The sequence below is a fragment of the Rhizobium sp. BE258 genome (genome assembly GCF_031457345.1).
Taxonomy (GTDB): domain Bacteria; phylum Pseudomonadota; class Alphaproteobacteria; order Rhizobiales; family Rhizobiaceae; genus Rhizobium.
Genome location: NZ_JAVDWL010000001.1, coordinates 970,186 through 995,086, shown reverse-complemented (window position 1 = coordinate 995,086; position 24,901 = coordinate 970,186). Strand labels below are relative to the sequence as shown.

Annotated in this window: 20 protein-coding genes and 1 riboswitch; of the genes, 10 read left to right on the top strand and 10 right to left on the bottom strand. The window is 62.0% G+C overall.

Features of this window, described 5'->3' with window-relative positions:
• Positions 1 to 8 precede the first annotated feature (8 nt).
• Positions 9 to 1,061 carry an Ldh family oxidoreductase gene (locus J2X43_RS04630; RefSeq protein WP_112388261.1) on the top strand — a complete coding sequence of 351 codons (1,053 nt, stop codon included), beginning with the start codon at positions 9 to 11 and terminating at the stop codon, positions 1,059 to 1,061.
• Here the strand turns inward: J2X43_RS04630 and J2X43_RS04625 are convergent.
• From J2X43_RS04625 to J2X43_RS04590, 8 genes are all read right to left on the bottom strand, one after another.
• Positions 1,058 to 2,092, bottom strand: coding sequence for an L-idonate 5-dehydrogenase (locus tag J2X43_RS04625; protein WP_112388262.1), 1,035 nt, complete (start codon positions 2,090 to 2,092; stop codon positions 1,058 to 1,060). The two genes, J2X43_RS04630 and J2X43_RS04625, sit on opposite strands and share 4 nt — an antisense overlap.
• Before the next feature lie 10 nt (positions 2,093 to 2,102).
• A complete protein-coding gene (locus J2X43_RS04620; RefSeq protein ID WP_112388263.1) occupies positions 2,103 to 3,509 on the bottom strand; it encodes a TRAP transporter large permease in 1,407 nt (468 codons plus the stop codon).
• A gap of 4 nt (positions 3,510 to 3,513) precedes the next feature.
• Entirely contained in the window at positions 3,514 to 4,086 is a 573-nt protein-coding gene (locus tag J2X43_RS04615; protein WP_112388264.1) for a TRAP transporter small permease, read from the bottom strand.
• A gap of 63 nt (positions 4,087 to 4,149) precedes the next feature.
• Complete coding sequence (locus J2X43_RS04610) at positions 4,150 to 5,124, bottom strand: sialic acid TRAP transporter substrate-binding protein SiaP (RefSeq protein WP_112446004.1); 975 nt, start codon at positions 5,122 to 5,124, stop codon at positions 4,150 to 4,152.
• Between the two features lie 23 nt (positions 5,125 to 5,147).
• On the bottom strand, positions 5,148 to 5,906 hold the full coding sequence (locus J2X43_RS04605; protein ID WP_112388266.1) for a FadR/GntR family transcriptional regulator: 759 nt from the start codon (positions 5,904 to 5,906) through the stop codon (positions 5,148 to 5,150).
• A gap of 109 nt (positions 5,907 to 6,015) precedes the next feature.
• Entirely contained in the window at positions 6,016 to 7,086 is a 1,071-nt protein-coding gene (locus tag J2X43_RS04600; protein ID WP_112388267.1) for an Ldh family oxidoreductase, read from the bottom strand.
• 86 nt (positions 7,087 to 7,172) lie between these two features.
• Positions 7,173 to 7,484, bottom strand: a complete 312-nt coding sequence (locus tag J2X43_RS04595) for a hypothetical protein (protein ID WP_148654897.1) — start codon at positions 7,482 to 7,484, stop codon at positions 7,173 to 7,175.
• 145 nt (positions 7,485 to 7,629) lie between these two features.
• The gene (locus J2X43_RS04590; RefSeq protein ID WP_112388269.1) at positions 7,630 to 8,178 is read right to left on the bottom strand and encodes a hypothetical protein; all 549 of its coding nucleotides are present in this window, start codon (positions 8,176 to 8,178) and stop codon (positions 7,630 to 7,632) included.
• 132 nt (positions 8,179 to 8,310) lie between these two features.
• Here J2X43_RS04590 and J2X43_RS04585 point away from each other — a divergent pair, with 132 nt between their 5' ends.
• Entirely contained in the window at positions 8,311 to 8,805 is a 495-nt protein-coding gene (locus tag J2X43_RS04585; protein ID WP_112388270.1) for a cupin domain-containing protein, read from the top strand.
• A gap of 120 nt (positions 8,806 to 8,925) precedes the next feature.
• Positions 8,926 to 12,657 carry a PAS domain-containing protein gene (locus J2X43_RS04580; protein WP_112388271.1) on the top strand — a complete coding sequence of 1,244 codons (3,732 nt, stop codon included), beginning with the start codon at positions 8,926 to 8,928 and terminating at the stop codon, positions 12,655 to 12,657.
• A 24-nt stretch (positions 12,658 to 12,681) separates the two neighbouring features.
• Here the strand turns inward: J2X43_RS04580 and J2X43_RS04575 are convergent, their stop codons facing one another.
• On the bottom strand, positions 12,682 to 15,708 hold the full coding sequence (locus tag J2X43_RS04575) for a glycoside hydrolase family 38 C-terminal domain-containing protein (RefSeq protein ID WP_112388272.1): 3,027 nt from the start codon (positions 15,706 to 15,708) through the stop codon (positions 12,682 to 12,684).
• 207 nt (positions 15,709 to 15,915) lie between these two features.
• Between J2X43_RS04575 and J2X43_RS04570 the strand changes: the two genes are divergently transcribed.
• Positions 15,916 to 17,049, top strand: a complete 1,134-nt coding sequence (locus tag J2X43_RS04570; RefSeq protein ID WP_112388393.1) for an ROK family transcriptional regulator — start codon at positions 15,916 to 15,918, stop codon at positions 17,047 to 17,049.
• 1 nt (position 17,050) lies between these two features.
• On the opposite strand, the gene J2X43_RS04565 is transcribed toward J2X43_RS04570, so the two are convergent.
• Complete coding sequence (locus J2X43_RS04565) at positions 17,051 to 18,097, bottom strand: Gfo/Idh/MocA family protein (RefSeq protein ID WP_112388394.1); 1,047 nt, start codon at positions 18,095 to 18,097, stop codon at positions 17,051 to 17,053.
• A 276-nt stretch (positions 18,098 to 18,373) separates the two neighbouring features.
• Between J2X43_RS04565 and J2X43_RS04560 the strand changes: the two genes are divergently transcribed.
• The 6 genes from J2X43_RS04560 (at position 18,374) to J2X43_RS04535 (ending at position 24,761) form a co-directional block, all read left to right on the top strand.
• A complete protein-coding gene (locus J2X43_RS04560) occupies positions 18,374 to 19,672 on the top strand; it encodes an extracellular solute-binding protein (RefSeq protein WP_112388395.1) in 1,299 nt (432 codons plus the stop codon).
• Positions 19,673 to 19,741: 69 nt separating this feature from the next.
• Positions 19,742 to 20,671, top strand: coding sequence for a carbohydrate ABC transporter permease (locus J2X43_RS04555; protein WP_112388396.1), 930 nt, complete (start codon positions 19,742 to 19,744; stop codon positions 20,669 to 20,671).
• The gene (locus tag J2X43_RS04550; protein ID WP_112388397.1) at positions 20,668 to 21,510 is read left to right on the top strand and encodes a carbohydrate ABC transporter permease; all 843 of its coding nucleotides are present in this window, start codon (positions 20,668 to 20,670) and stop codon (positions 21,508 to 21,510) included. The genes J2X43_RS04555 and J2X43_RS04550 overlap by 4 nt, the downstream gene beginning before the upstream one ends.
• Before the next feature lie 39 nt (positions 21,511 to 21,549).
• Positions 21,550 to 22,788: an ROK family transcriptional regulator gene (locus J2X43_RS04545; RefSeq protein WP_112388398.1), complete on the top strand. Its 1,239-nt coding sequence runs from the start codon at positions 21,550 to 21,552 to the stop codon at positions 22,786 to 22,788.
• Positions 22,789 to 22,822: 34 nt separating this feature from the next.
• The gene (locus J2X43_RS04540; protein WP_112388399.1) at positions 22,823 to 23,677 is read left to right on the top strand and encodes a sugar phosphate isomerase/epimerase; all 855 of its coding nucleotides are present in this window, start codon (positions 22,823 to 22,825) and stop codon (positions 23,675 to 23,677) included.
• A gap of 22 nt (positions 23,678 to 23,699) precedes the next feature.
• Positions 23,700 to 24,761, top strand: a complete 1,062-nt coding sequence (locus J2X43_RS04535) for a sn-glycerol-3-phosphate ABC transporter ATP-binding protein UgpC (protein ID WP_310291140.1) — start codon at positions 23,700 to 23,702, stop codon at positions 24,759 to 24,761.
• A gap of 41 nt (positions 24,762 to 24,802) precedes the next feature.
• A riboswitch (TPP riboswitch) is annotated at positions 24,803 to 24,899 on the top strand.
• Positions 24,900 to 24,901 lie beyond the last annotated feature (2 nt).

Below are 24,901 nucleotides of genomic sequence, written 5' to 3'. Positions count from 1 at the left end.
AGGCTGACATGGCCGATACGACAGACAAACGCTATCCGGCGGAGGCACTGCGCGCCTTCGCAACGTCGCTGTTCTCGGCGGCTGGTCTTGAGGATGACAAGGCGGACGCCGTCTCGCGATTTCTTGTCGAAGCCGACCTGCTCGGCCATACGACACACGGTCTGGCGCTTGCAGGCTGGTATCTGCAGAGCGTTGCCGACGGTGTGATGACGGTTTCGGGCGCCCCCGATGTCATCTCGGATCGCGGTCCGGCCATTGCTTGGAAGGGCAAGCGCCTGCCCGGCGCCTGGCTGACGTCCGAAGCCGTCAAGCTCGCCAGCAATCGCGCCGCGCAATATGGAACGGCCACCGTGACGATTGCCGACAGCCATCATATCGGCTGCCTCGCCGCCTACCTGACGCTCGCCACAGACCGCGGCTACATGGTCAGCATCGCCAGTTCCAGCCCTTCGGGCGCGCAAGTCGCCCCCTTCGGCGGCACCAAGGGCGTCTATACGCCGAACCCGGTCGCCCACGGCATCCCGACACCCGGCGATCCCATTCTCATCGATATCAGCGCCTCGATCACCACGGTGAACATGGCCCAGCGCCTGGTTCGCGAAGGCAGGCAATACGAGCACGACTGGCTGCTCGACGAGAACGGCAATCCGAGCCGTGACCCACGTGTCATCGAGCGCGGCGGCACGCTTCTTCCAACCGGCGGTCTCGACCACGGCCAGAAGGGGTATGGCATGGCGCTGCATGTCGAAGCCTTTACCCAGGGCCTCGCCGGCTATGGCCGCGTCGATCAGCCGAAGGGCACCAATGCGGCGGTCACCGTTCAGGTCTTCGATCCCGATGCCTTCGGCGGCCGTGACGCCTTCCTGCGCCAGACCGGTTGGCTCGTTGACGCCTGCCACAGCAATCCGCCCCGCCCCGGCGTGGCGCGTGTGCGCCTTCCCGGCGAGAATGGCCTTGCCCGCAAGCGCAAGGCGCTCGAGGACGGCGTCGTGCTGTTTCCGGGCATCATGGACTCACTGAAGCCTCATGCCGAACGGCTGGGTGTTGCGCTACCCGTCTAAAAGGTCAGCTGCACCTTGCAGGCGGCGCTCCTGTCGCCCGCCAGCAGGAAGGCAGCATCTGCCTGCGCAAGCGGCAGGCTGTGGCTGATGATCGGGCGGACATCGATCGCCCGGCTTGAGATCAGCGCGACGGCGGTCGCGAATTCCTCGTGGAACCGCTGCGTTCCGTGGATATGCAGCTCCTTGGCAACGATGGCATTGAGCGGCACCGGAACTTCGCCCGATACACCCACCTGCACGATCGTCCCGCGCGGCTTCACCGTCGCGATCGCGCCGCGGATCGCCGGGGCTGCCGCGGAGCATTCGAAGACGAGATCGAAATAGCCCTTGCCGGCCTCGAATTCCGCGAGTGCCCCGGCGCCCTGGGAGACATTGACCGCACGCGTTGCACCCATCGCCACAGCACGCTCCAGCGCGGCATCCGCAAGGTCGGTGACGACGATCTCCGCCGCGCCATGATGTTTGACAACGGCAACCATCAAGGAGCCGATCGGCCCGGCGCCGGTGACCAGAACCCGCTTGCCCCTGATCTCTCCCGCCCGCGAGGCGGCATGCAGGCAGACAGACAAGGGTTCGCTGCAGGCAGCCTCCGCCGCACTTGTTTCCGGCCCGGCTTCGAAGCACTGCTTGGCGGGAACCACCAGCCACTCGCGGAACATCCCCTGCTCGTGCGGCAGCCGCATGGCACTGCCCATGAAGCGCATTTCCAGGCAATGGATCGGCATGCCCTTCTGGCAATATTCGCAATGGCCGCAGGGTTGGCTCGGATTGACCGCGACGAGCGTACCCGCCTTCAGGGGAACACCCTCGCCCGCCTTTTCGACAATCCCCGCCGCTTCATGTCCCGGAATGATCGGCTCGCGAACCCTGACGGGGCCGAAGCCACCGTCCTGATAATAATGCAAGTCGGAGCCGCAGATACCTGCGGCCGCCATCTTCAGCAAAACCTCTCCCGGTCCGGGTTCAAGAACCTCAGCCGCCTCGATCCTCAAGTCACCCTTGGCATAAAGCCGTGCCAGACGCGTCTGCATTCCCATCCTCCTAGCGCAACAGGCCAAGCTGCTGCGGCAGCCAGAGAGATATAGACGGCACAAAGGTGATCAAGATCAATGCGACGAAGAGCGGCACCAGCCATGGCAGAATGGCGATCGTCGTCCGCTCCACCGAGAGCTTGGCCACGCGCGAGAGCACGAACAGCACCATGCCGAGCGGCGGATGCAGCAGCCCGATCATCAAGTTCAACGTCATGATCAGGCCAAACTGCACCGGATCGATCCCGAACTTGGCAACAATCGGCAGCAGGATCGGCACCAGAATGGTGATCGCCGCGATCGTATCGAGGAAGCAGCCGACGAAGAGCATCAGCAAGTTGACCAGGATCAGGAACACCCACTTGTTGTCGGTGATCGACAGGATCGCGTCCGACAGCAGCTGCGCCGCCTGACTGACGGTCAGAAGCCAGGCGAAGACCGAGGCGGCCGTGACGATGAAGAGCACCGAAGCCGTGGTCTCGATCGTATCGAAGCTTGCCTTCGCCAGTGTCGAGAATGTCATCGTCCGGTAGCGCACCAGGCCGAGGAAAAGCGACCAGAGAACGGCCGCGACGGCCGCTTCTGTCGGCGTGAACCAGCCCATCGTCATGCCGCCGATCAGGATGACGGGGGTCATCAGCGCCATGACGGCGGAGAAGCCGAAATACCAGTCGAGCCCGAGCAGCGTCGAGAGCGCGATACCGGCAGCGGCATTCATCGATAGTCCGGCAAGCATCATCAGATAGATCGACAGCGGCACCAAGAGAACCACGACGATTTCCATACCGGCCGAAAGCAGCTGTTTGACGTCGAACGGCGCGTCCGAACCCCAGCGTTTGACATAGGCGAAACCGGCAACGGTGACCATCATCAGCAGCGTCATGACGATGCCCGGCAGAATGCCGGCCATGAACAGCGCGCCGATAGAAACATTCGCCATCATGCCGTAGATGACGAAGGGAAGCGACGGCGGGAAGATCGGGCCGAGCGTCGCCGAGGCGGCTGTGACGCCGACAGCAGCTTCAACCGGGTAGCCGTGGTCCTTCATCGCCTTGATCTCGATGGTGCCGATACCGGCGGCATCGGCGAGAGCAGTGCCGGACATGCCGGAAAAGATCACCGAACCGATGATATTGACCTGCGCCAAACCGCCCTTCATCCAGCCGACGAGGGCCACCGCGAAGGAATAAATGCGGCCGGTCACGCCTGCCGAGTTCATCAGATTGCCGGCGAGGATGAAGAAGGGCACGGCGAGCAGCGGGAAACTTTCGACGCCGGCGATCATCCGCTGCGCCACGATGATATCGGGCGCAACACCGTAGAGAACAATGTAAAGCACCGAGGCGACGGCCATCGCGATAGCAACGGGCACGCCGATCAGCATCAGCACCAGAAAAGAGCCAAGAAGCAGCAGCATTGGATCAACCCTCGACGGTCTGGAATTCTTCGGGGCGCTCGAGAACCGAGTAGCCGCGGCGCATGTTGGCGATGAAGACGATCACCGCACGGATCAGCATCAGCACGAAGGCGACGAGCACGCTGTAGAAGACGATGTTGCGGGGCAGATCGATGGTGACCATCTGCTCGTCGGCGACAACGTCCACATAGCGCCACATCAGGTGGCAGGCGTAAGCGAAGAAGCCGATGCGGACGATATCGACGACAGTCGCGAGGACGCGGGCCAGGCGTGCCGGCATATAGTGATAGAAGACGTCCACCTGAATGTGGCGCGAGGTGCGCACGCACATGATCGCGCCAAGGAAAACGACGCCAATCAGGCAGTTGATGGCAATTTCCTCGGTCCAGGCGTAGCTGTCGTTCAGCACATAGCGGGTGAAGAACTGCAGGAAGACACAGCCCGCCATCAGCCAGAAGACGATCAGCGTGATCCAGTCTTCGATGGCATAGTCGGAAATGTTGGCGGTCGGCGCGTGGCCTTCGAATTCCTGACCGATCTCTTCGGCGGTCACCTGCGTGTGAATTTCTTGCGTCATGAGCGGCGTTGATCCCCTGCGGAAAGAATGGACGCGGCGTCCGGAGACGCCGCGCCGCGGGCTTTACTGAATCGCGCGGATCGCTTCCCAATCGGCCTTGTCGTAGCCGAAGTCCTCGAACTTCACCTTGTCCATGACCGTCTTCTCGAAATCGGCCTTGTCGATCTCGGCGACGTTCAGACCCTTCTCCTTGAAGGTAGCGATCAGGCTGTTTTCCTTGCCTTCGATCGTCTTGGTGGTGCGCTCGGCGGCTTCCTGCATGACGTCACCGAAGATCTTCTTGTCTTCGTCCGAAAGGCTCGCCCACAGTGTCTTCGAGACCACCGTGTTGAGGTGGTCGACGATGTGGCCGGTCAGGATGATGTTCTTCTGAACCTCATAGAACTTCTTCGCCTCGATCGTCGTCAGCGGGTTCTCCTGGGCCTCGACCGTGCCGTTCTGGAGCGCCAGATAAACTTCCGCGAATGCGATCGGCGTCGTGTTGGCGCCGCAGGCGCGCGGCATGGCAAGATAGGCCGGCACATCGGGCACGCGGATCTTCAACCCCGCCATGTCGGCGCATTTGGCAATCGGCTTGTTGGAGGTCGTGTGGCGGGTGCCGTAGTAGCTGACGGCGGCAATGTGGTTGCCGGTCTTGTCCTCGTAGCCCTTGGCGAGGCGTTTGAAGACGTCGCTCTTGGTATAGGCGATCAGGTGTTCCGGGCTGCGGAAGATATAGGGGAAATAGGTGACGCCGATCGGCTTGTAGTCGCGGGCGGCGAAGCTTGAGCCGGAGATGATGATATCGACGGTGCCGAGCTTCAGGCCCTGATTGATGTCGGCTTCCTTGCCGAGCTGCGAAGCCGGGAAAACGTCGATCTTGTAGCGGCCATTGGTACGCTTGTTGATCTCGCCGGCGGCCCAGACCGATTCCGTGTGGAAGGGTTCCGAGGTTTCGTAGACATGGGCCCATTTCAGAACCGTCTGCGCATGTGCAATTGCCGTCGATGCCATGATCGCCGCAGCCGTGCAGACGATCGTTGCCAATTTCATTTTCATCGCTCTCTCCTCCTGAGCTCTGTTTAAGTAACTGCAATTCCCTTTTTCGGCCCGGCCTGCTGGCCGCGCCCCTCCTCCCCCGAAAACTCCTCCCCGAAGCTTTCGGAAAATCTCTTCTGCGACATGGTCAGATGTGCGCGCATCGCAGCCTTCGCGCCCGCTGCGTCGCCAGCGGCGATCGCATCGCGAATGACGCGGTGCTCGTCCACCGCAGAGCGCCAGGTGACCGGCCCCTCGAAGTGGCTAGCCAGCTTCTCGAAATAGGGCGTCAGGCGCATGTCGAACATTTCGCCGGTGACCCGGATCAGCGTGGAATTCTGTACGATTGCGGCGATGCCGGTGTGAAACGCACGGTCGGCGGCAAGCACCGCACTGGCATCGTTGACCACGCCGCTCATGCGCTGCAGTGTCTCATCGAGACGCTCGATATCCTCGGGCTTTGCAGTCCTGGCGGCCTCTTCGGCAATGGCGCATTCGATGATCGCGCGTGCCTGCAGCAGCTCGAAGGGTCCCTCGACCGGCTCCCGCTCGCTACCCGTGCTGCCGACGGCATGCTGGCGCACGACATAGATGCCAGAGCCCATGCGGATGTTGACGAGACCTTCAACCTCAAGAACGATCAGCGCTTCGCGCACCGTCGGCCGCGACACCGAGAGCTGTTCGGCAAGGTCGCGCTCGGCCGGCAACCGGTGCCCGACGGCAAGGTCGCCGCGGATTATCATAAGACGAATCTGATCCGCCACCTGCCTGTAAAGGCGGCGTGACTCCACGGCCGAAAACATGGCTGCCTCCCCCTGACGCGCCTCCTCAAGCGCGCAATCGGTCAAATGGCCTGACCAATTGAATCAGACGTACCATCGGCAAAGTTGTGCGTCAATCCGCCGCATGACGTCAAATAGGCGAGTTCACAGCATAGTCCGCGGCGAGCTTGCGGAAGGATGCCGCGGTTACCGGGTCGATCGTGACGCCTTCGCGCTCCCGGCGCTCCGCCACAGCCCACTCCCGGTCGCCGGGTGCCATGACATTGAAGCCATCGCGCGCCGGCGAATTGCGCAACGTCTCGACATAGCGCGTCATGGCGGCGTCGAAAGTTTCGACGTCGAGAAACGCCGCCGGATTGAGCGCGAGGACGAAGGCGCCAAGTCCGCGTGGCGTCGAGAAATCGGGGCCTGGCATTGGTGCGACGTCGAAACTCAACTTCATCCCCGTGAGCACGGCGCTGAGGATTTCGGAAATGCCGGCGAGCCCGGCGCCCTTGAAGCCGAATTCACCGCCAAGCGGCGCCAGCATATCGGCGATATCGGGGTTTGTCGTATCGTGGCCGCGCTCGTCCGACGCAACACCGGATGGAAGGTCGCGGCCGAGGCTGCGATAGAGCTGGACGCGATTATAAGGAACCGCGCTGGTCGCCATATCGAAAAGCCAGGGATTTTGCCCCCGAACCGGCACGGCGCAGGCGATAGGGTTGGTGCCGTGAAAACGCATCGCGCCGTCGTGAAGACGGACAAAGCTGTCGGAATTGCAGAAGGTAAAACCGATAAAGCCCCGGCTTGCCGCATCCATCGCATAGGCGCCGGCCGGGCCGAAATGCGACGAGTTACGCACCGCGACGGCGCCGATGCCGAACTCGCCCGCCAGACGGGTCGCATGCTCCATGGCGGTATAGGTCGCCAGCGCGCCATGGGCATTGTCGGCGTCCAGCGAGGCGATGGCGCCGAAGGCGCTTGCCAATTTCAGCGCCGGATTGGGATTGAGCCGCCCTTCGGTCAGTCCTTTCACGTAGTGAGCCAGCAGCCGGACGCCGTGACTGTCGATGCCGTGGCGGGTTCCGTGCATCATCGCTCTCGTGGCGGCCTCTGCCGTCGACTGGCTGGCGCCCGAGGCGGTCAGGACCCGCTCGCAAAATTCCGAGATGGCAGCAAGCGGCGCCAAGATATCAGTGGAAGCTATGTTGCCGGCCATATCGCTCGATCCGCTCCTGAACCCTGTTCAGAAGAACTAAGCGAGCTTCCGCTGCGCGTAAAGCGGCATACGGGTCATGCGAGCGGCTAGACGAGCTGCGCGCGTGCGCCCAGTCTTGCAATCATCGTTCGGAATTCGGCCGTCATTGCCAGCGCTGCGGAGGCAACGGCCGGAGACAGGTGCTCGCTGCGCCGCGCCGCCCGGCCGATCTTCAGCAGGCCTCTAAGTTCTGCACGTTCGCCGGAAAGCTGCGGAAACCGTTCGGCCAGAAGATGCGGCAACGTTTCGGCATCATCCTGAGACGGCTGCGACATATCCTGATCAAGCTGCAGTAAAGAACGAAGCTCCACCTCCAGCTCCGCCGCTGCGCGGGCGATCTGCGCGATCACATCAGACATCATCCTCAACTCCTCCTTGGAAGCAGCGACGATACCGAATCGTTGCCGCTCAACCAGGGCGGGTTATGTGCTCATTTAGGCCGCAGCGATATCCCACTTTTTGGGGATATGCGCCGGTTTCGCACAGGAGAATGCCACGCGGAGTTCAACCTGACGTAACGGGATGCGCAGCACCTTCGGCAAATGCCTCAAGTTCCGGATCGAAATCGATCTCCACGACGTTGTTGAAGACCGCCGTCGCCAGCATGATGCCTGCAAAGGCGACGAGATCGACGAGCACCTTGGCAGGATAGAGCTGCTTGAGCCGCTCCCAGATCGCCGCGGGGATCGCGTTCGAGTCGGCAACGATCGCCGTGCCGAAATCGGCAAGCAGGCGTTCCCTGTCTGAAAGAACCAGCGCATCCGGATCGAAGCCGGCATTGACAAGCGCGCGGCGGAAGAAGGTGATGGCGATCTTCGAGTTGCAGGATTTCGAGATCGCGTGCGAGAAGATCCAGATCTCCCGGTCGCTGACGGCAGGATTGAGCTCGGCGCGCAGGGTGAACCATTCGGCATAGATGCGGTGCGCGGCAGGCGAGTGCAGCAGCGTTCTCTTCATATTGGTCATCCGGCCGCGCACCCGGACTTCCTCGTCATGCGCCTGGCGGATATCGTCGGATGCGGTGTCGTAGTCGATCTGCGGGATGTGGCTCATGGCGTCATTCTCGTTTCTCCGTCGCGACGGAGATAGCAGTCCGGGCTCTCAAACTCCATCGCCGATCTCGGGCAAGTACCTCTTGCTTCGCCTGCGCTATCCCGGGCACAATTGCCGAAGAGGAGATTTACGATGAGCCATGATCACGACCATTCGGGAGATCACACGCACGGCCCGATCGATTGGCGCGCACACGGCGTGAAGGTCATTCCGGGTAATGCGCTCGATCCGAACACGGCCCAGACGCCGGGCATGAACAGGGCGACGGCGATCGACAATGCCCGCGCCGGCGCCGAGAAGATCTGGGCGGGCACCGTGACGATCCATGCCAATGCCAAGACCGGCGCTCATCACCACGGCGATCTCGAAAGCATCATCTACGTCGTCGAGGGCAAGGCCAGAATGCGATGGGGCGAAAACCTGGAATTCGTCGCCGAGGCCGGCCCCGGCGATTTCATCTTCGTCCCGCCCTACGTTCCGCACCAGGAAATCAATGCCAGCCGCGACGAGACGCTGGAATGCGTGCTCGTCCGCTCCGGCCAGGATCCGGTGGTCGTCAATCTCGATATCGAGCCGGTCGAGAAGCCGGAGGAAGTGGCCTGGGTCGATCCGATCCACAAGGCTTAAGAACCGGCGTTAACTGGTTTTGCAATCTCGATTTTCCTGGGCTCTTGCCGGTTAGCGATCGCTCTATAGTTATGGCGATATTCATGGGCAGTTTCCCGATGGAAACGCGGGTCGGACAAGATGCATCAAGCCAGCATACACGGTCATTCCTTCCTGAAGAGAGGAAGCGAGGCCGCTGAGATCATTGCAAACTTCGACTGGTCGGCAACCTCGCTTGGGCCGATCAGCGGATGGTCGCCGACGCTGAGAAGCGTTTGCAGCCTGATCCTGAACTCCCCCGTGCCGATCGTGACGCTCTGGAACGAAGACGGCGTGATGATCTACAACGACGCCTATTCCGATTTCGCCGGCCGCCGTCATCCTAATCTCTTCGGCTCGAAGGTTCGCGAGGGCTGGCCTGAAGTCGCCGACTTCAACGACCATGTGATGAAGGTCGTGCTGGCTGGCGGGACGCTTGTCTATGAAGATCAGGAGCTGATGCTCTATCGCCGTGGCACCAGCGAGCCGGAGCGGCTGTGGACCAAGCTCGATTATTCGCCGATCTGCGACGAGACCGGAAAACCGGTCGCGGTCATGGCGATCGTCGTCGAGACAACGGCCAAGGTGAAGGCGGAACGTCAGCTCAGGGCCGAAAAGGCGCGGCTGCAGAAAATGTTCGAACAGGCGCCCGGCTTCGTGGCGACGATGAGCGGCGCGGATCACAGGTTCGAAATCGCCAATGCGGCGTATCAGCAGCTTGTCGGCCATCGCAACGTGATCGGCAAGACGATCCGCGAAGCGCTGCCCGAGGTCGAGGAGCAGGGGTTTGTGGCCCTGCTCGATCAGGTGCGCCGCACCGGCATCCCCTATATCGGCAGCGAACAGCTGGTGAAGCTGCAGCAACGGCCGGATGCCGAACTGATCGACCGCTACCTGGATTTCATCTACCAGCCGCTGACCGGCGATGACGGCGAAATCGGCGGCATTTTCGTCCAAGGCTACGATGTCACCGAGCGCAAGGAAGCCGAGGACGCTGCGCGCGAAAGTGAATCGCGCTTCAGGCTGGTCGCCGAAAATGCCCCGGTCATGCTCTGGATGAGCGACGAGGCGATGCACTGCCTTTATCTCAACGCCTCGATGCGGCAGTTCTGGGGTGTGGCGGAGCGCGATATCTCGACATTCGACTGGAACGCCACGATCCATCCCGACGATGTCCCGCCGCTGATGGACCAGGTGACAAAGGCCGTCGCCAGGCGCGAGGCCTTTGCGGTCGAGGCGCGCTATCGCAACGACGAAGGCGAGTACCGCCTCTTGCACACCGACGCCCGGCCCCGCTTCGGCGTTCGCGGCGAGTTCCTCGGCATGATCGGCGTCAACAGCGATATCACCGACGCACGGCACGAGGAGGCGCGCCGCATCGCTCTGATCGATCTCGCAGACTGCATCCGCCAAACGACCGAACCGACTGAAATTGCTTATGCCGCAGCCGAAATCCTCGGCCGGGCCATGCACGTCACCCGGGCCGGTTACGGGATCATCGATCCGGTTGCCGAAACGGTGACGATCGAGCGGGACTGGAACGTTGCCGGCAATCGGAGCATTGCAGGCACGCTGCATTTTCGCGAATACGGCACCTATATCGACGACCTCAAGCGCAACGAGACGGTGGTCTTTGCCGATGTCGACGAGGATCCGCGCACGGCTGCGACCTCCCATGCGCTGAAGGCGATCGGTGTCCATTCCGCCGTCACGGTTCCCTTGAGCGAGAATGGCCAGATTGCTGCCGTTCTCTTCCTCAACAACGCGGTGCCCCGCGAATGGCCGCAGGTCGAGCTCGATTTCATCCGTGATTTTGCCGAGCGCACCCGCACTGCCGTCGAACGCCGCCGCGCTGAAGAGGCGCTGCAGGAATTTGCCGCATCGCTGGAGAGGAAAGTCGCGGAACGCAGCGCTGAACTCGACCGCGTCTGGCGCAACGCGGGCGACATTCTCGTCGTCATGCGGCCCGATGGCGAAGTGCGGGCGATCAATCCGGCATGGTCCGGGCTGCTCGGCCACCGCCGGAAGGAAGTGGCGGGTCACCGCATGTGTGAGTTTCTGGTGACCGGTGACGCAACGGTCTTCGACACCGCCCTGAAGCAGGCCGTTTCCGGCGGCGAGCTGCAGGGTGTCGAGCTGCGGTTCAACCACAAGCAAGGCGGCCAACGCACTGTTTCCTGGCGGTTTTCCTTCGAGCAGGAGATGGTCTATGCCTATGGGCGGGACGTCACGGCCGAGAAAGAACAGGCCGCGGCACTACAGGAAGCCGAAGAGCTGATCCGGCAAACGCAGAAGATGGAAGCGATCGGCCAGCTGACCGGTGGCGTTGCGCATGATTTCAACAACTTGCTACAGGTTGTTGCCGGTAATCTCTATCTTCTGAGCAAGGATGTCGTCGGCAACGAGCGCGCGCAGAGGCGCATCGATCACGCGCTTGCCGGCGTCAATCGTGGCTCGAAACTTGCGAGCCAGCTACTCGCCTTCGGTCGGCGCCAGCCGCTTGAGCCGAAGGTCGTCAATGTCGGGCGCTTCGTCGCCAATATGGGCGAGATGCTGCGGCGGACCATCGGCGAAGCCATCGAGATCGAGACGATCCGCGCCGGAGGATTGTGGAACACCTTCGTCGATCCGGTGCAGATCGAAAACGCCATCCTCAATCTGGCGATCAATGCCCGCGATGCGATGGATGGAAGCGGCAAGCTGACGATCGAGGTCGGCAACGCCTTTATCGACGACGACTACGCGCGCCGGCATGCCGATGTCAGCGCCGGGCAATATGTGATGCTGGCGGTCAGCGACACCGGGTCCGGCATGCCGCCCGAGGTCATCGGCAAGGTGTTCGAACCGTTCTTTTCGACCAAGCCTGTCGGCAAGGGAACCGGACTCGGCCTTTCGATGGTCTACGGCTTCGTCAAGCAATCCGGCGGCCACGTGAAGATCTATTCGGAGATCGGACAAGGCACCACCGTTCGTCTCTATCTGCCGCGCACTCTGGAAGAAGAGGATCTGCTGACCGAAGGCGACCATGGCCCGGCGACCGGCGGCCAGGAGACCATCCTTGTTGCCGAGGACGACGAGGAAGTTCGTGCCACCGTTGTCGAGATGCTTGCCGATCTCGGCTACAGCATCCTGAAGGCCAAGGACGCAGCCAGCGCACTGACGGTCATCGAAAGCGGCATTCCGATCGATCTGCTGTTCACCGACGTCGTCATGCCCGGACCGCTGAAAAGTGCGGAATTGGCGCGCAAGGCGAAAGAGCGCCTGCCCGATGTCGCCGTGCTGTTCACATCTGGTTATACGGAGAACTCGATCGTCCACGGCGGGCGGCTGGATGCCGGCGTCGATCTCCTGTCCAAGCCCTATAGCCGCGAGGCCCTCGCCCGCAAGATCCGCCACGTTCTGAACAATCAGCGCCAGCGCAATCTGGCGCGCGCCGCGCAGGGCGAACGGCGGAGCGCCGCAGCTGCGGCCCCGGCGGCGTCGTTGCGGATCCTCTATGTCGAGGACGACGATTTCATCCGCATGGATACCGCCGAGATGCTGCAGCAATCCGGGCACCGCGTCAGCGAGGCAGGCAGCGCAGAAGAGGCGCTGGCGAAGCTGTCACCCGACAGTTTCGACCTGTTGCTGACCGATGTCGGCCTGCCCGGCCTCTCGGGCGCCGAGCTGGCGAAGAAGGCGCGCGCCCTCGATCCCCAGCTCCCCGTGATCTTTGCGACAGGCAATACGTCTGTCGCAGGCTTCGAGGCAGATCAAAGCGCGCTTGTTCTTCTCAAGCCCTATAGCCAGGCCGATCTCGCCGCCGCAGTCTTAAGGCAGACGCGCCCGCGTTAGCGGGCGCTATCCTGCCGATCGGCATCAGCCCTTCTGCAGTTTCCAGGTCCGGATTTCGAAGGGCATGATGTCGGCAGCACCTTTCCGCTCCATCGGTTCCTCAAGGATGTTCAACGCGCCGGATGCCTTCCATCCGGAGGGCAGCGACAGCGAAAGCTTGCCGCGGCGCCCGGCCGGTTCGTAGAGGCGCAGCACCAGCCCCTCGCCCTCCTCTGCAGGCTTCAGGCCCGAGAAGGCCACAGGCGTGCCCGTAACGCCGACAGGCGACAGCGTTCCGGTTGCCAGTCCGCTTGCCTCGACCGTCATCAGCGGCTGGTTGAGATCCAGTGCCTCGTCGAGAACGCCGCCCTCATGCCAGGCGCCTTCGTGCGGCATCAGCGCATAGGTGAATTTCTGCGCGCCTTCATCGGCAAGCGGATCGGGATAGACGGGCGCGCGCACGATGCTCATGCCGATGACATTGCCGCGGGCGCTGTGGCCATACTTGGCATTGTTGAGCAGCGCCACGCCGAAGCCCGGCTCGCTGATATCGACGAAGCGGTGGGCGGCGGCTTCGAACATCGCCTGTTCCCAAGAGGTGTTCGTATGGGTCGCGCGCTCGACCACGCCATAAGCGCATTCGAACGTTGCCTGCCGGGCGCTGATGGCGACCGGGTTCAGGGTGCGCAGCATCGTGCGGCGGTCGTGCCAGTCGATCTCGGTCTCGATATCGAGGCGCTTGGCATTGGCCGTCAGAACATAGGTGTTGGTGACGCGCGAATTCCGGTAGCGGTGCACGACGCGGATCGCCGCCCGCGACGGACCGCTCTCGATCAGCTCGATGCTATCAGGCGTATCGAGGCGGATCGCCTTGGCGGTATAGTCGGCATCGACATCCCAGGCATCCCAATTGCGCGGCTTGTCGGCCGGATAGACCCAGAGCTGGTTGGCTGAGCCATCGACCGCCTCACGGCCGCTTGCCTTGTGGATCAGGCTCGTCACCGAGCCATCCGTGCCGATTGTCACGGAGAGATGCTCGTTCTCCAGCACCTGCCTGGCTGCCTTCAGGCCGCTGGCAGGCTTCAGAGCGCTGCGATCGAAAACCGCGACGGAAAGCGGCGCGACGATATCGGCAGACGAAATGGCCGTTCCGTCAGGCAGCGTGGCGTTCAGCGGCCGCGCTGCAAGCGACGGATTGACCACCAGAAGCGCAGATGATGCCGCGCCCCTTGGCAGGACAGAGGCGAGCGCGGTCAGGCCTGCCGCCTGCTCCTGGCGGGCGTTGCCGATCACGCCGTCGAGCTCGTGTTCGGCATCGGCATAGACCTCGCGGATGCTTGACCCCGGCAGGATGTCGTGGAACTCATTCTTCAACACCACGCGCCAATCGCTTTCGAGGCTCCGCGGCTTTTCCGCGCCCAGCATATGGGCGAGCGAGGCAATGGTTTCAGCGGTGATCAGCGCACGCTCGGCCTGGCGATGCTTGCGCTTGACCCCACTCTGCGTCGTCAGTGTGGCGCGGTGGAGTTCGAGATAGATTTCCCCATCCCAGACCGGCAGCTGCTTTTCCGCCGCGGTCTTGTGCGCCTGTTCGTAATAGCCTTTCACCGTGCCCCAGCGGGCCTGCGGGATCGCCGGGAAATCGCGCAGCTGCAGCTCGCGCTCGACCATTTCAGGCGTCACGCCGCCACCGCCATCGCCGTAACCGACGGCCAGAAGCGAGGTCTCGTGCTGGGTCTTTCCGCGGAAATTCTTCCAGGTCGGCACGAAGCAATCCGGCTGCACGAAGCCGTTATAGCCATGCATCGGATTGTCGAATGTATGGGTCAGCACCTGGCTGCCATCGAGGCCCTTCCACCAGAACAGATCGGAGGGAATATGGTTGGTCTCGCTCCAGTTGACCTTGATGGTGAAGAAGCTGTCGATGCCGCCAAGCTTGAGGATCTGCGGCAAGGCGCCCGAAAAACCGAAGCAATCCGGCAGCCAGCAGACGCTGTGGCGGATGCCGAAAGTTTTCTCAAAATAGCGCTGACCATAGAGAACCTGGCGGACCAGGCTTTCGCCTGTCGGCATATTGGTATCGGGCTCGACCCACATGCCGCCGACCGTTTCCCATTTGCCTTCGGCGACCTTAGCCTTGATCCTCTCCAACAGCGCCGGATCATCCTCTTCCATCTGCGCATAATAATGGGCGGTGGACTGATTAAAGCGGAAATCGCCGGAGCGCTCCATCAGCGACAGGGCGGTATTGAAGGTACGGCGCATCTTCCGGCGGGTCTCGTTATACGGCCACAGCCAGGCGAGATCGATATGGGCGTGGCCGGTCAAAAGCAGTTCGCCATTCGGCGGGAAGCGCTTCTGCAGTTCCTTCAGCCTGATCGTCAGCGCATCGAAAGCTGCCTGCGCCGTGGCGCTCTGCTGGTCGTCGAGCCCGGCCGGATCATCCTGCAGCTCAGGCAATTCCCAGATCCTCTGCTGCATGACCGCACCCGACGTGCGGGACACATAGGCAGCCGTATCCGACGGCCAGTCGAGACTGCTGAGCGCCTGTTCGGCCGCTTCGATCATATGCGCGACAGCTTCGTGCCCGTCGAGCACATCGACAGCTTCGGTGATCTGCCGCAGCAGCAGATGCAGCCGGTGAACCGGCTCGTCCAGCCAGATCAGCCGCGCCTTGTTCAGCCGCGGCGCACGGTTGGGCTCGCCGAAGGGGAAACGCGCGACGCTCTCCGTCGAAATGGAAAACTCGCGGCCCCTGACAGGAAACTCCTGATGATAGGGATCGAGCCCGAACGTCTCGGCTTCCTCACCGCCGTAGTTAAGCGTGACCAGACTTTCGCCACCGAGATCGAGCTGCAGGCGGATCTTGTCCAGCGGCCAGTCGGCCGGCGCTTTTGCCGAAGCGGAAAAATGCACCGTGCCCTTGCGATGCGGCCAATCCTGGTGATGGGCGATCGGCTCGCCGTCGAAGGTCCAGCCGTCGATTTCCACGCTCTGCCTGTCGCGCCAATGGGCGAGTTCGGCGGTGCGTGCTTTCAGGCTGTCGAGACGCTGGGCAATGGTGAGAGACATGGCGTGTCCTATCGAATGATGTCGAATGCTCGGGCGGGGAGAGTGGAATGGCGCGGACGAGCCGCCAGCGGCACGGCTCCGTCTCCTCCAACAGATCGCGCGGCCCTCTTAGATTAAGTAACTTTGTTTTCACGTCAAGCGCGAGAAATCAGTTGCGAGACTTTCGGGTGTGATACAAAAGCAAGTCAGTGCTCAAGAAAGACGGTCATGCGGTATCTTCGATCAGGGCCGCGGCGTCAGACCCAGGAACCGGGCGTTGCGCGCGGCAAAACGGTTGGTTTGCGATCCGGGGAGATCGCCGACCGGAATATCCGCGTCATCCTGGAGGCGATCCGCCGACATGGGCCGCTGACGCGGATGGAGCTAGGCCAGCACTCCGGACTGACCGGCCCAGGGATCACCAACATCCTTCGCCGCCTCGGCGAAGAAGGCCTTGTGACCTCGAACCGGCGCAATGGCGCGGGCGGCGGGGCGGCCGCTGCCGAATTCGCATTGCGCCCGGGTGGGGCCTTTTCGATCGGCATCAGGATCCGTGAACGCCGCTGCGAAGCCGTGCTGATCGATCTCAGCGGCCAGGTGCATGACCGCGCCTATTTCCAGCCAGATCCAGCTGCCATGGTGACGTCCGTCCACAGCGCCATCAAGGAAATGATGGACCGCCACGCGGCCTTGCCGATCATCGGTGCAGGCATCGGCTCGAATATCTGGACGGACGAGCAGAACGAGGCGCTTGCTGCGCTCTCCGGACTTCCGAAGCCCGAGGTCGAAAACGAATGTACCGCCAGCCTGCTGGCCGAGCGCACGATCGGCAGCCCGGCAACGGTGGGCGGCCTTGCGATGATCATTCTCGACGAGGACGTCCAGGCCGGCTTCCTCGTCCGCGGCGCGCCCTATTCCGGCGTTCATGGCAGGGCGGGCGGCATTGGCGAAATGCTGACCGGTCCCGACAATGTCAGGCTGAACAGCGTGGCCGGGTTCGGAGCACTGCGCGCGGCTGTCGGCAGCGAGACCTTTGCACGCGTTCTCGAAGATGGTGAGGCCTCGCCGCACGAACTCGGGCAGTGGATCCGCGACGCCGCAAGCCATCTGCTCGACCCGATCATCGCGATCGCCGGCTTCGTCGCCCCGAGCGTCATCATGATCGGCAGCGATCTGCCGCGGGCTACCATCGAGGCGCTGATCCATCAGTTGTCGGTGGAGCGCCGCGATACCTCGAAGCGCCCGTTCCTGACGCCGTGGATCTCGCCGATGAAACCGGCCAGCTTCAGCGGCGGCGGCATTGCGCTCGGGGCGGCATTGCTGCCGTTCCTCAACACCCTGCTGCCGCCGGTTTCGGCCTGATCTATGCCAGCGCTTCGTCCGTACGGCTGAGATCGGAAGCGAGCGCCTTGTCCAGAACCTTCTGGATATTGGCCGCCCGCCGGAACGACGGCTCCTGCGTCTTCCCGGCACGCACCGCCTGGACGAAACGCTGGTAGTTGGTCTCGACGGGATCGAAGCCGATATCGCGCCAGGTCGCGGTGTGCACGTCCTCGCCAAGGCAGGCGCGCAGTGTCGATTTTCCGGTGTCGTAGATCATTTCGATCGAACCGGTCTCGCCATAGACGCGAAGGCGCAGCTGGTCCATCTGCCCCGCTGCCGTTCGTGTCGCCTGGATGGTGCCGATCGCCCCTGAGGTGAAATCGACATTCATCGTGAAGCTGTCATTGGCGTCGAGATCATACTCACCGATCTTGTCGCCCGGCGCCTTGTTGAAAGTCTTCAACCTCGCAAAGACATGGGCGACGTCGAGCCCCGAACCATAAGAGGCGAAATCGACGATGTGGATGCCAATATCGCCGAGCGCGCCGTTCGAGCCGTGCTTCTTGCTAAGCCGCCACAGCCATTTGCTCTCGCTCTTCCAGTCGCCCCAGTGGCGGCCGACCAGCCAGCTCTGCAGATGCGAAGCCTCGACATGCCTGACAGCGCCGATCTCGCCAGCCAGCACCATCTGCCTTCCCTTCTGGAGAGCCGGCGAATTGCGGTAGGTGAAATTCACCATACCGACCTTGCCCGATTTCTCGATCGCTTCGGTCATTTCCATCGCCTTGGTGGCATCCGTTGCGAGCGGTTTTTCGCAGAACACATGCTTGCCAGCGGCGATCGCCTGCAGCGTCGTCGGATGATGGATTCGATCGGGGGTGACATTGGCGACAGCATCGAATTCGCCCCAAGCCAGCGCCTCCTCAAGCGTGCTGAACTGCTTGGCTATGCCGTGTTCGGCGCAAAAAGCCGCCAGCCGCTCGGGCACGACATCGACGCCGCCGACAACGCTGACCCCTTCGATCTCCTTGAACCGCGCAGCGTGCTGGTTCGCCATTCCGCCAGTGCCGAGAATGAGTAATCGCATCTTATCCTCCATAGATATCACGTTCGGCCACCACGTCGGCAGCCGGGCAAAACACATCCTGTGCGTGTTGCGACGGTCGCAAGACGCCTGTTCGATCCGTGGGAAACCGGGTTTTAACCCGCCTAACTTGTGTTGAATGTCGCCAGCATCTCATTCCTCCCAAGTGCGGCTTGACATCAAATCAAAGTAACTTAATCTAATTAATGCAGCATGGAATTGAGGAGAGGTCAACTGACCACCAGGCTGTATCCGTTGAAAATGGGGAGGAGACCCATCATGAAGAGAGCGTTCGTCGGCGCATTGGCGCTGAGCACAATGTTATTTTCAGTGCCTGCCGCATTTGCCCAAGAACTGGCGACGAAGGACAGGATCGGCCTTGCCGATGCACCGAAGTCCCTCGTCGTTCGCCTGACAAACGACAGTCCCAACAATGCCGACGCAAAGATCGCCGAAGGCTACCAGAAACTCTTCGTCGATTTCATCAAGAAGCATCCCGACTGGAAGCTGCAGATGCAGTTCATGTCGGCCGATATCGGCACCGAACAGGCCAAGATGCTCGAGCAGGCCAAGGCCGGCAACGCGCCGGATTGCGCCGCGGTCGATTCCTTCGTGCTCTCGCAGTTCATGGTCAATCACGTGCTGGCGGATTTCACGCCATACTTCTCGAAGGAAGAAGTGGACGACCTCTTCCCCTTCATCCGCGAGGGCATCACCGACAAGGACAAGAGCGTCCGCGCCTGGTGGTGGGATACCGACTTGCGCGTGCTCTATCGCAACAAGTCGATCGTCGCCGACGCGCCCCAGACCTGGGACGACCTGAAGAAGGCCGGCATCGCATCTGTCGGCGAAGGCATGGAGGGAATCCTCTTCAACGCCGGCCGTTATGAGGGCTCGACCTTCGACTGGCTCGCCAACTATTGGGCACTCGGCGGCAAACTGGTCGACGACACAGGCAAGCCGATCTTTGGCGAAGGTGAAAACAAGGAGAAGTTCCTCAAGGCGCTCAACTATTACAAGGACCTCGTCGATTCAGGTGCCGCACCGAAGCGCGTGACGACGATCGGTAACTATGACGACCTGAACGCGGCGGCTGCGGCCGGAACCACCGCCCTCTTCATCGGCGGCAACTGGCAATATGCACAGCTGAAGGCCACGCTCGACGACGAAGAGTTCAAGAACTGGACCTTCTCGCCGATCCCCGGTCCGACCGCCGACCAGCGCTCAACGGGAACCGGCGGCTGGACGATCGCATCCTTCGCCAAGGACAAGGACAAGGTCGAGATGTGCGCCAACCTCGCCCGCGAGGTCTATATGGGACCGGCAAACGCTCTGCAGCAGCAGCTTCCGACGCGCAAGTCGCTGTTCACGAAATATGATGTCTTCTCGACCGAAGCCAACAAGACCTTCGCCGACGCCCTGGTGAACGGTCAGGCGCGGCCGGGTGCACCGATCTATCCTGAGATCTCCAACCAGATCCAGATCATGATGGGTGACGTCCTCTCCGGCACCAAGAAGCCGGAAGAAGCACTGGACGGCGCGTTCAATGCGACGATGGAGGCTTACAAGCGTCTCTAGAGATTGTGATCGTGGCGGCGCCCGGAAATGGGCGCCGCCGGCATTCCCAAACCCGGACAGAGAAGCCCAATGAGCCCTATCGCCATCGAGGCCGTCAGCCCGCCTCACAGCAGATCGTTCATGCGCCGTTTCGCCGGGGCACCCTTGCCCTGGATCATGCCCGTGATCATCGTCATAGGCATCTTCTATCTCTACCCCGTCATCGACGTGTTCCGCCTGTCGTTCACCAATGCCACGCTGATCGGCGACAATCAGGATTATACACTCGGCTCGATCTCCAATGCGCTGAGCTCGCCGCAGCTGCCTGATATCCTGTGGGCAACGCTGATCTTCGTCGGCGGGAGCGTTATCGGCCAGCAGATCCTCGGACTTGCCGTCGCGGTCGTCGTCGTTCGAGGCGAAAAGCGCGGCCTGTTCGGCACGACGATCCTGCGCACCACGGCGCTTGTCGCCTGGGTAGTCCCGGGTATCGCCGGCGGCATCATCTGGCAGATGCTGTTTTCCGAAGCGCCTTATGGCGCGCTGAACAGCATCCTCAGAATGATGCACCTGCCCGCCGTCGCCTGGCTCTCGGATCCGTCGATCGCGCCCTGGTCGGCGCTGATATCCAACATCTGGCGCGGTGCGGCTTTCTCGATGGTCGTCATGTATGCGGCACTGAAGGCGATCGACCCCTCGCTCTACGAGGCGGCGGAAGTGGATGGCGCAACCGGATCGCAGCAGTTCTTCTTCGTTACCATTCCTCAGCTGCGCGCCGCGATCCTGGTCAACATGATCCTGATCACCATCATGACGCTGAACACCTTCGACGCGATCATCACGCTGACAGGTGGCGGTCCCGGCCGTGCGACGGAAGTGATCTCGCTTTACGTCTTCAACATCGTCTTCAGAAATTACGACCTGTCGGGCGGCAGCGTTCTCTCCGTGCTGATGCTGATCATCAGTCTCGGGCTCGCCTTCGTCTATGCGTCGTTCCTGCCCAAGGAGGAAGAGCAATGAGCGGGCGCACCGGCACGCGGTTTGGCGATTTTCTGAGCTATCTGTTCATGCTGGCGATGTTCGTTTTCTTCGCCGGCCCCCTCTCCTATCTGCTGTCGATGGCGATGCGCGACCGGCGCGAGATCTATCGCGGCGTCGCCCGCTACATCCCACACAATCCGACGATGGAAAACTTCGTCGCCGTTCTCAACAACAGCTATTTCCCGCTTTATCTGTGGAACGGGCTGAAGCTTGCGGCGCTCAGCGGTCTCGGCGTTCTCATCGTGGCGCTGCCTGCAGCCTATGCCTTCTCGCGCTTCCACTTTCGCGGCAAGGGCCTGTCGATGATGGGGTTGCTGCTCTTCCAGATGATCTCGCCGCTTGTGATCATGGTGCCGCTCTATCGCTACATGAACAAGCTAGGCCTGCTCGACACGCATTTTGCCGTCGTCATGGTCTATATCGCGCTCGGGGTGCCGCTGGCGACCTGGCTGTTGAAGAGCACAGTCGATAGCATCCCGCGCAGTCTTGACGAGGCCGCGATGATCGATGGCTGCAATCGCTTCTCGGTGTTCTGGCGTATCGTCCTGCCGCTCTCGGCGCCGGGCATCGCCTCGGTCTTTATTATCACCGTCATTGCCGGATGGTCGCAATTCCTCGTGCCTTTTCTGCTGCTGACCCAAAACAATCTGATGCCGATCGGCGTCGGTATCTTTAACTTCCGCGGCATGCAGACCGACTCGTCGATCCAGCTGCTTGCCGCCGCCTGCCTGATCTCCGTCGTACCGGCGATCGTGGCCTTCCTGTCGCTCCAGAGACTGATTCTCGGCGCGATGACCAGCGGCGCAGTCAAGGGATGAGACCGGTCTGATGCCGATGGAAGATGAAGGATCGCGACCATGAACCAGACCGCGGGCGTCAAGCTCTCCCCCGATCTATCGGGGGCAAATGTCGAAGATGCAGGCGAGCATAACCGCGCCGTCGTGCTGCGCTGCATCCACCGGCAGGCCCCGATTTCGCGGGCGGAGATTGCAAGACAGACCGGCTTCACCAAGCCGGCCATCGCCCGCATCGTCGACCGGCTGCTGGACGAGGGCCTGATCATCGAGGCTCGGCGCCGCCACGGTTTGCGCGGACAGCCCGCCATCGAGCTCGAGATCAATCCGGACGCGTTCTTCGCCATCGGCATCAATATCGACCGCGATCACCTGACCATCCTTGCCGTCGACGCGGTCGGCAATGTGCGTGCCCGCGTGCATCACGAAAAGCGCTACATTCTGCCTGCCGAATTCATGCAGCTGTCGGCCGACGCGATATCACATTTTCAGCGCAGCCGCCTGATCGACGACGCTCATCTGGCCGGTATCGGTCTCGCCATGCCGGACTGGCTGGGCGAAATATCCTTTCCAGGCAAGCCGGCCGACTATTCCGAATGGCTGGAATTCGACGTGCGCACCGCGATCGAAGGCCTGACGCAGCACCCCGTCTTCATCGAGAACGAAACCAATGCCGCGGCACTGGCCGAACTCGACTATGGGCTCGGCGCCGAAAGCCGCAGCTTCCTCTACATCGCCATAAATGCCTGCCCCGGCGGCGGACTGGTGCTGGATGGCAATGGCCACCGCGGCGCCATGGGCCTTAGCGGCGAAATCGGCTGGCTGCCGATTGCCGACGGTAAGGACGAGCGGGCGCAGAAGGTGCGGCTGCTCGGCGAGATCTTTTCCCTGTTCTGCCTTTACGAGTTCCTCGCGGAACACGGCATCAAGGTCAGCGTACCGCAGGATCTACTGACGCTCGATACGCGCGGAAAGCGGCTGGTCTCGCAATGGCTGCGGGAGATGAGCGCCCATTTGGCCGTCGCTGTCCGGCATATCGGCATGATCATCGATCCCGACGCCATCCTGGTCGGCGGGCGGCTGCCGATCCGCATGATCGACGAGCTGCTGCGCTATGTACATGAGCATCTCGATGCCGCCGACGCCGCTTTGCCGTCGCTTCACCGCGCCTCGCTTGGCGACGATGCTTCGGCGATCGGTGCTGCGGCCATGCCAATGGCGGCAGCGCTGATGCTAGCGTCGTCAGATGAGGTTCAACGCACGCGTTCACCCCTGAAATACATGGATCGCCTGAACAACTAGAACAGCCGCCGCGGCGGCGCCTGGGAGGATTTTGATGAAGATCGGTTTCTATACGTCGACGTTCAACGACCGGCCGCTGGAAGAAGTGGTCGATTTCGCGGCCTCCGCCGGTTTCGATGCCATCGAGATCGATGTCGGCGGGCATATCAAGACGCCCGACAAGGTCCGCTCTGCCGTGGCACTCGCTCGCGAGCGCAATCTCTACGTCTCCTCCATCACCTATTTCGGCAACCAGCTCGACGCCGACAATGCCAAGCGCAAGGATCTGCGCTCGCGCACCTCGGAATTCGCCCAGGCGATCGGCGAGGCTGGTGTGCCGATCTTTGTGATCTTCCCGGGACGCAACGATGAAGCCAGCGACGAGGCCAATTATGACGACTTCGCCGCCTACACCAACGGCCTGATTGCCGAGACGGCATCGAGCGGCCTGATCTTCGCGATCGAAAACTGGCCAGGGCCGAAGGACAATTTCGTCGGCACGACGCCGAGGGGCTACGACGAGCTGTTCAAGCGCATTCCAGACCGCCGCTTCGGGCTGGAATTCGACCCCTCGCACTTCCTGCGCATCGGCGTCGATCCCTATAAGGCGCTCGAGGACGTCAAGGACCGCATTGCCATCCTCCATGCCAAGGACACCGCGATCGATCCCGCCGTACAGCAGGCCGTCGGCTATCACGGCAAGGGCTGGTGGCAATACAAGCTGCCCGGCCTCGGCCTTCTTGACTGGACGAAATTCCTGCGCCAGGCCGTGAGCTACGGTTTCGACGGCACGATCTCGATCGAGCATGAGGATGCCGCCTACGGCTGGCCGGGCAAGGACCTGGAGGCCCGCAAGGAGGGCGAGCGCGTCGGCCTCGGCTTTCTCAGAAACACCTTGAACACGCTCTGATCGCGGCCTGGGGAGGACGACAATGGCTCATGTTTCCGTGAATAATGCCCGCAAGGACTATGGCGCGTTCAAGGCCATCAAGGGCGTATCGGTCGATATCCGCGACGGCGAGTTCGTGGTTCTCGTCGGACCGTCCGGCTGCGGAAAATCGACGCTGCTCAGGATGATCGCCGGCCTCGAGGGCATTACCGGCGGTGAGATCCAGATCGGCAAGCACATCGTCAACGAGCTGGCACCGAAGGACCGGGACATCGCCATGGTGTTCCAGAACTATGCGCTCTATCCGCATATGACGGTTGCCAAGAACATGAGCTTCTCGCTGCGGCTGAAGCGTATGCCGCGAGAGGAGATAGACAAGCGCGTCGGCAATGCCGCCAAGATTCTCGGCCTCGAAAGCCTGCTCGAACGCTATCCGAAACAGCTCTCCGGCGGCCAGCGCCAGCGTGTTGCCATGGGCCGGGCAATCGTGCGCGACCCGGCCGTCTTCCTCTTCGACGAACCGCTCTCCAATCTCGATGCCAAGCTGCGCGTCCAGATGCGCTCGGAGATCAAGGAACTGCACCAGCGGCTGCAGACGACGACGATCTACGTCACCCACGACCAGATCGAGGCCATGACCATGGCCGACAAGATCGTCGTCATGAAGGACGGCCGCATCGAGCAGTCCGGTTCTCCGCTCGATCTCTACGACCGGCCCAACAACCTGTTCGTCGCGGGCTTCATCGGCTCGCCCGCCATGAACTTCATCAAGGGCAGCATGACGGATGTGGGTTTCCGCACCGAAGACGGCATCATCCTCCCAAGCGACCGCCGTCCGGGCGATGCCGTAACCTACGGCATCCGCCCCGAACATCTCCGGCTCGACCCCGGTGGCATCGAGATCACCACTGTCGTCGTTGAGCCGACGGGATCGGAAACCCTCGTCATCGCCAGACTCGGTACGCAGACCATCAGCTGCGTCTTCCGCGAGCGGATCAGAGCAGCGCCCGGCGATGTCCTGAAGGTTGCGCCCATTCATGATGCCGTTCATCTCTTCGATGAAGGCGAGCAGCGTATCGTCAGCGGCGAGGCCCGGCTGAACTGATAGGGCGTGACAAGCCGCCGATAATTTGCGATGACGAAGGCGTTGAGAGACAGGGGCGTTCGCCGGAAGGCGGGCTGAGAGGTACCCTTTGAACCTGAACCAGATAATGCTGGCGGAGGGAGTCGCTCGAGGCCCTTCGC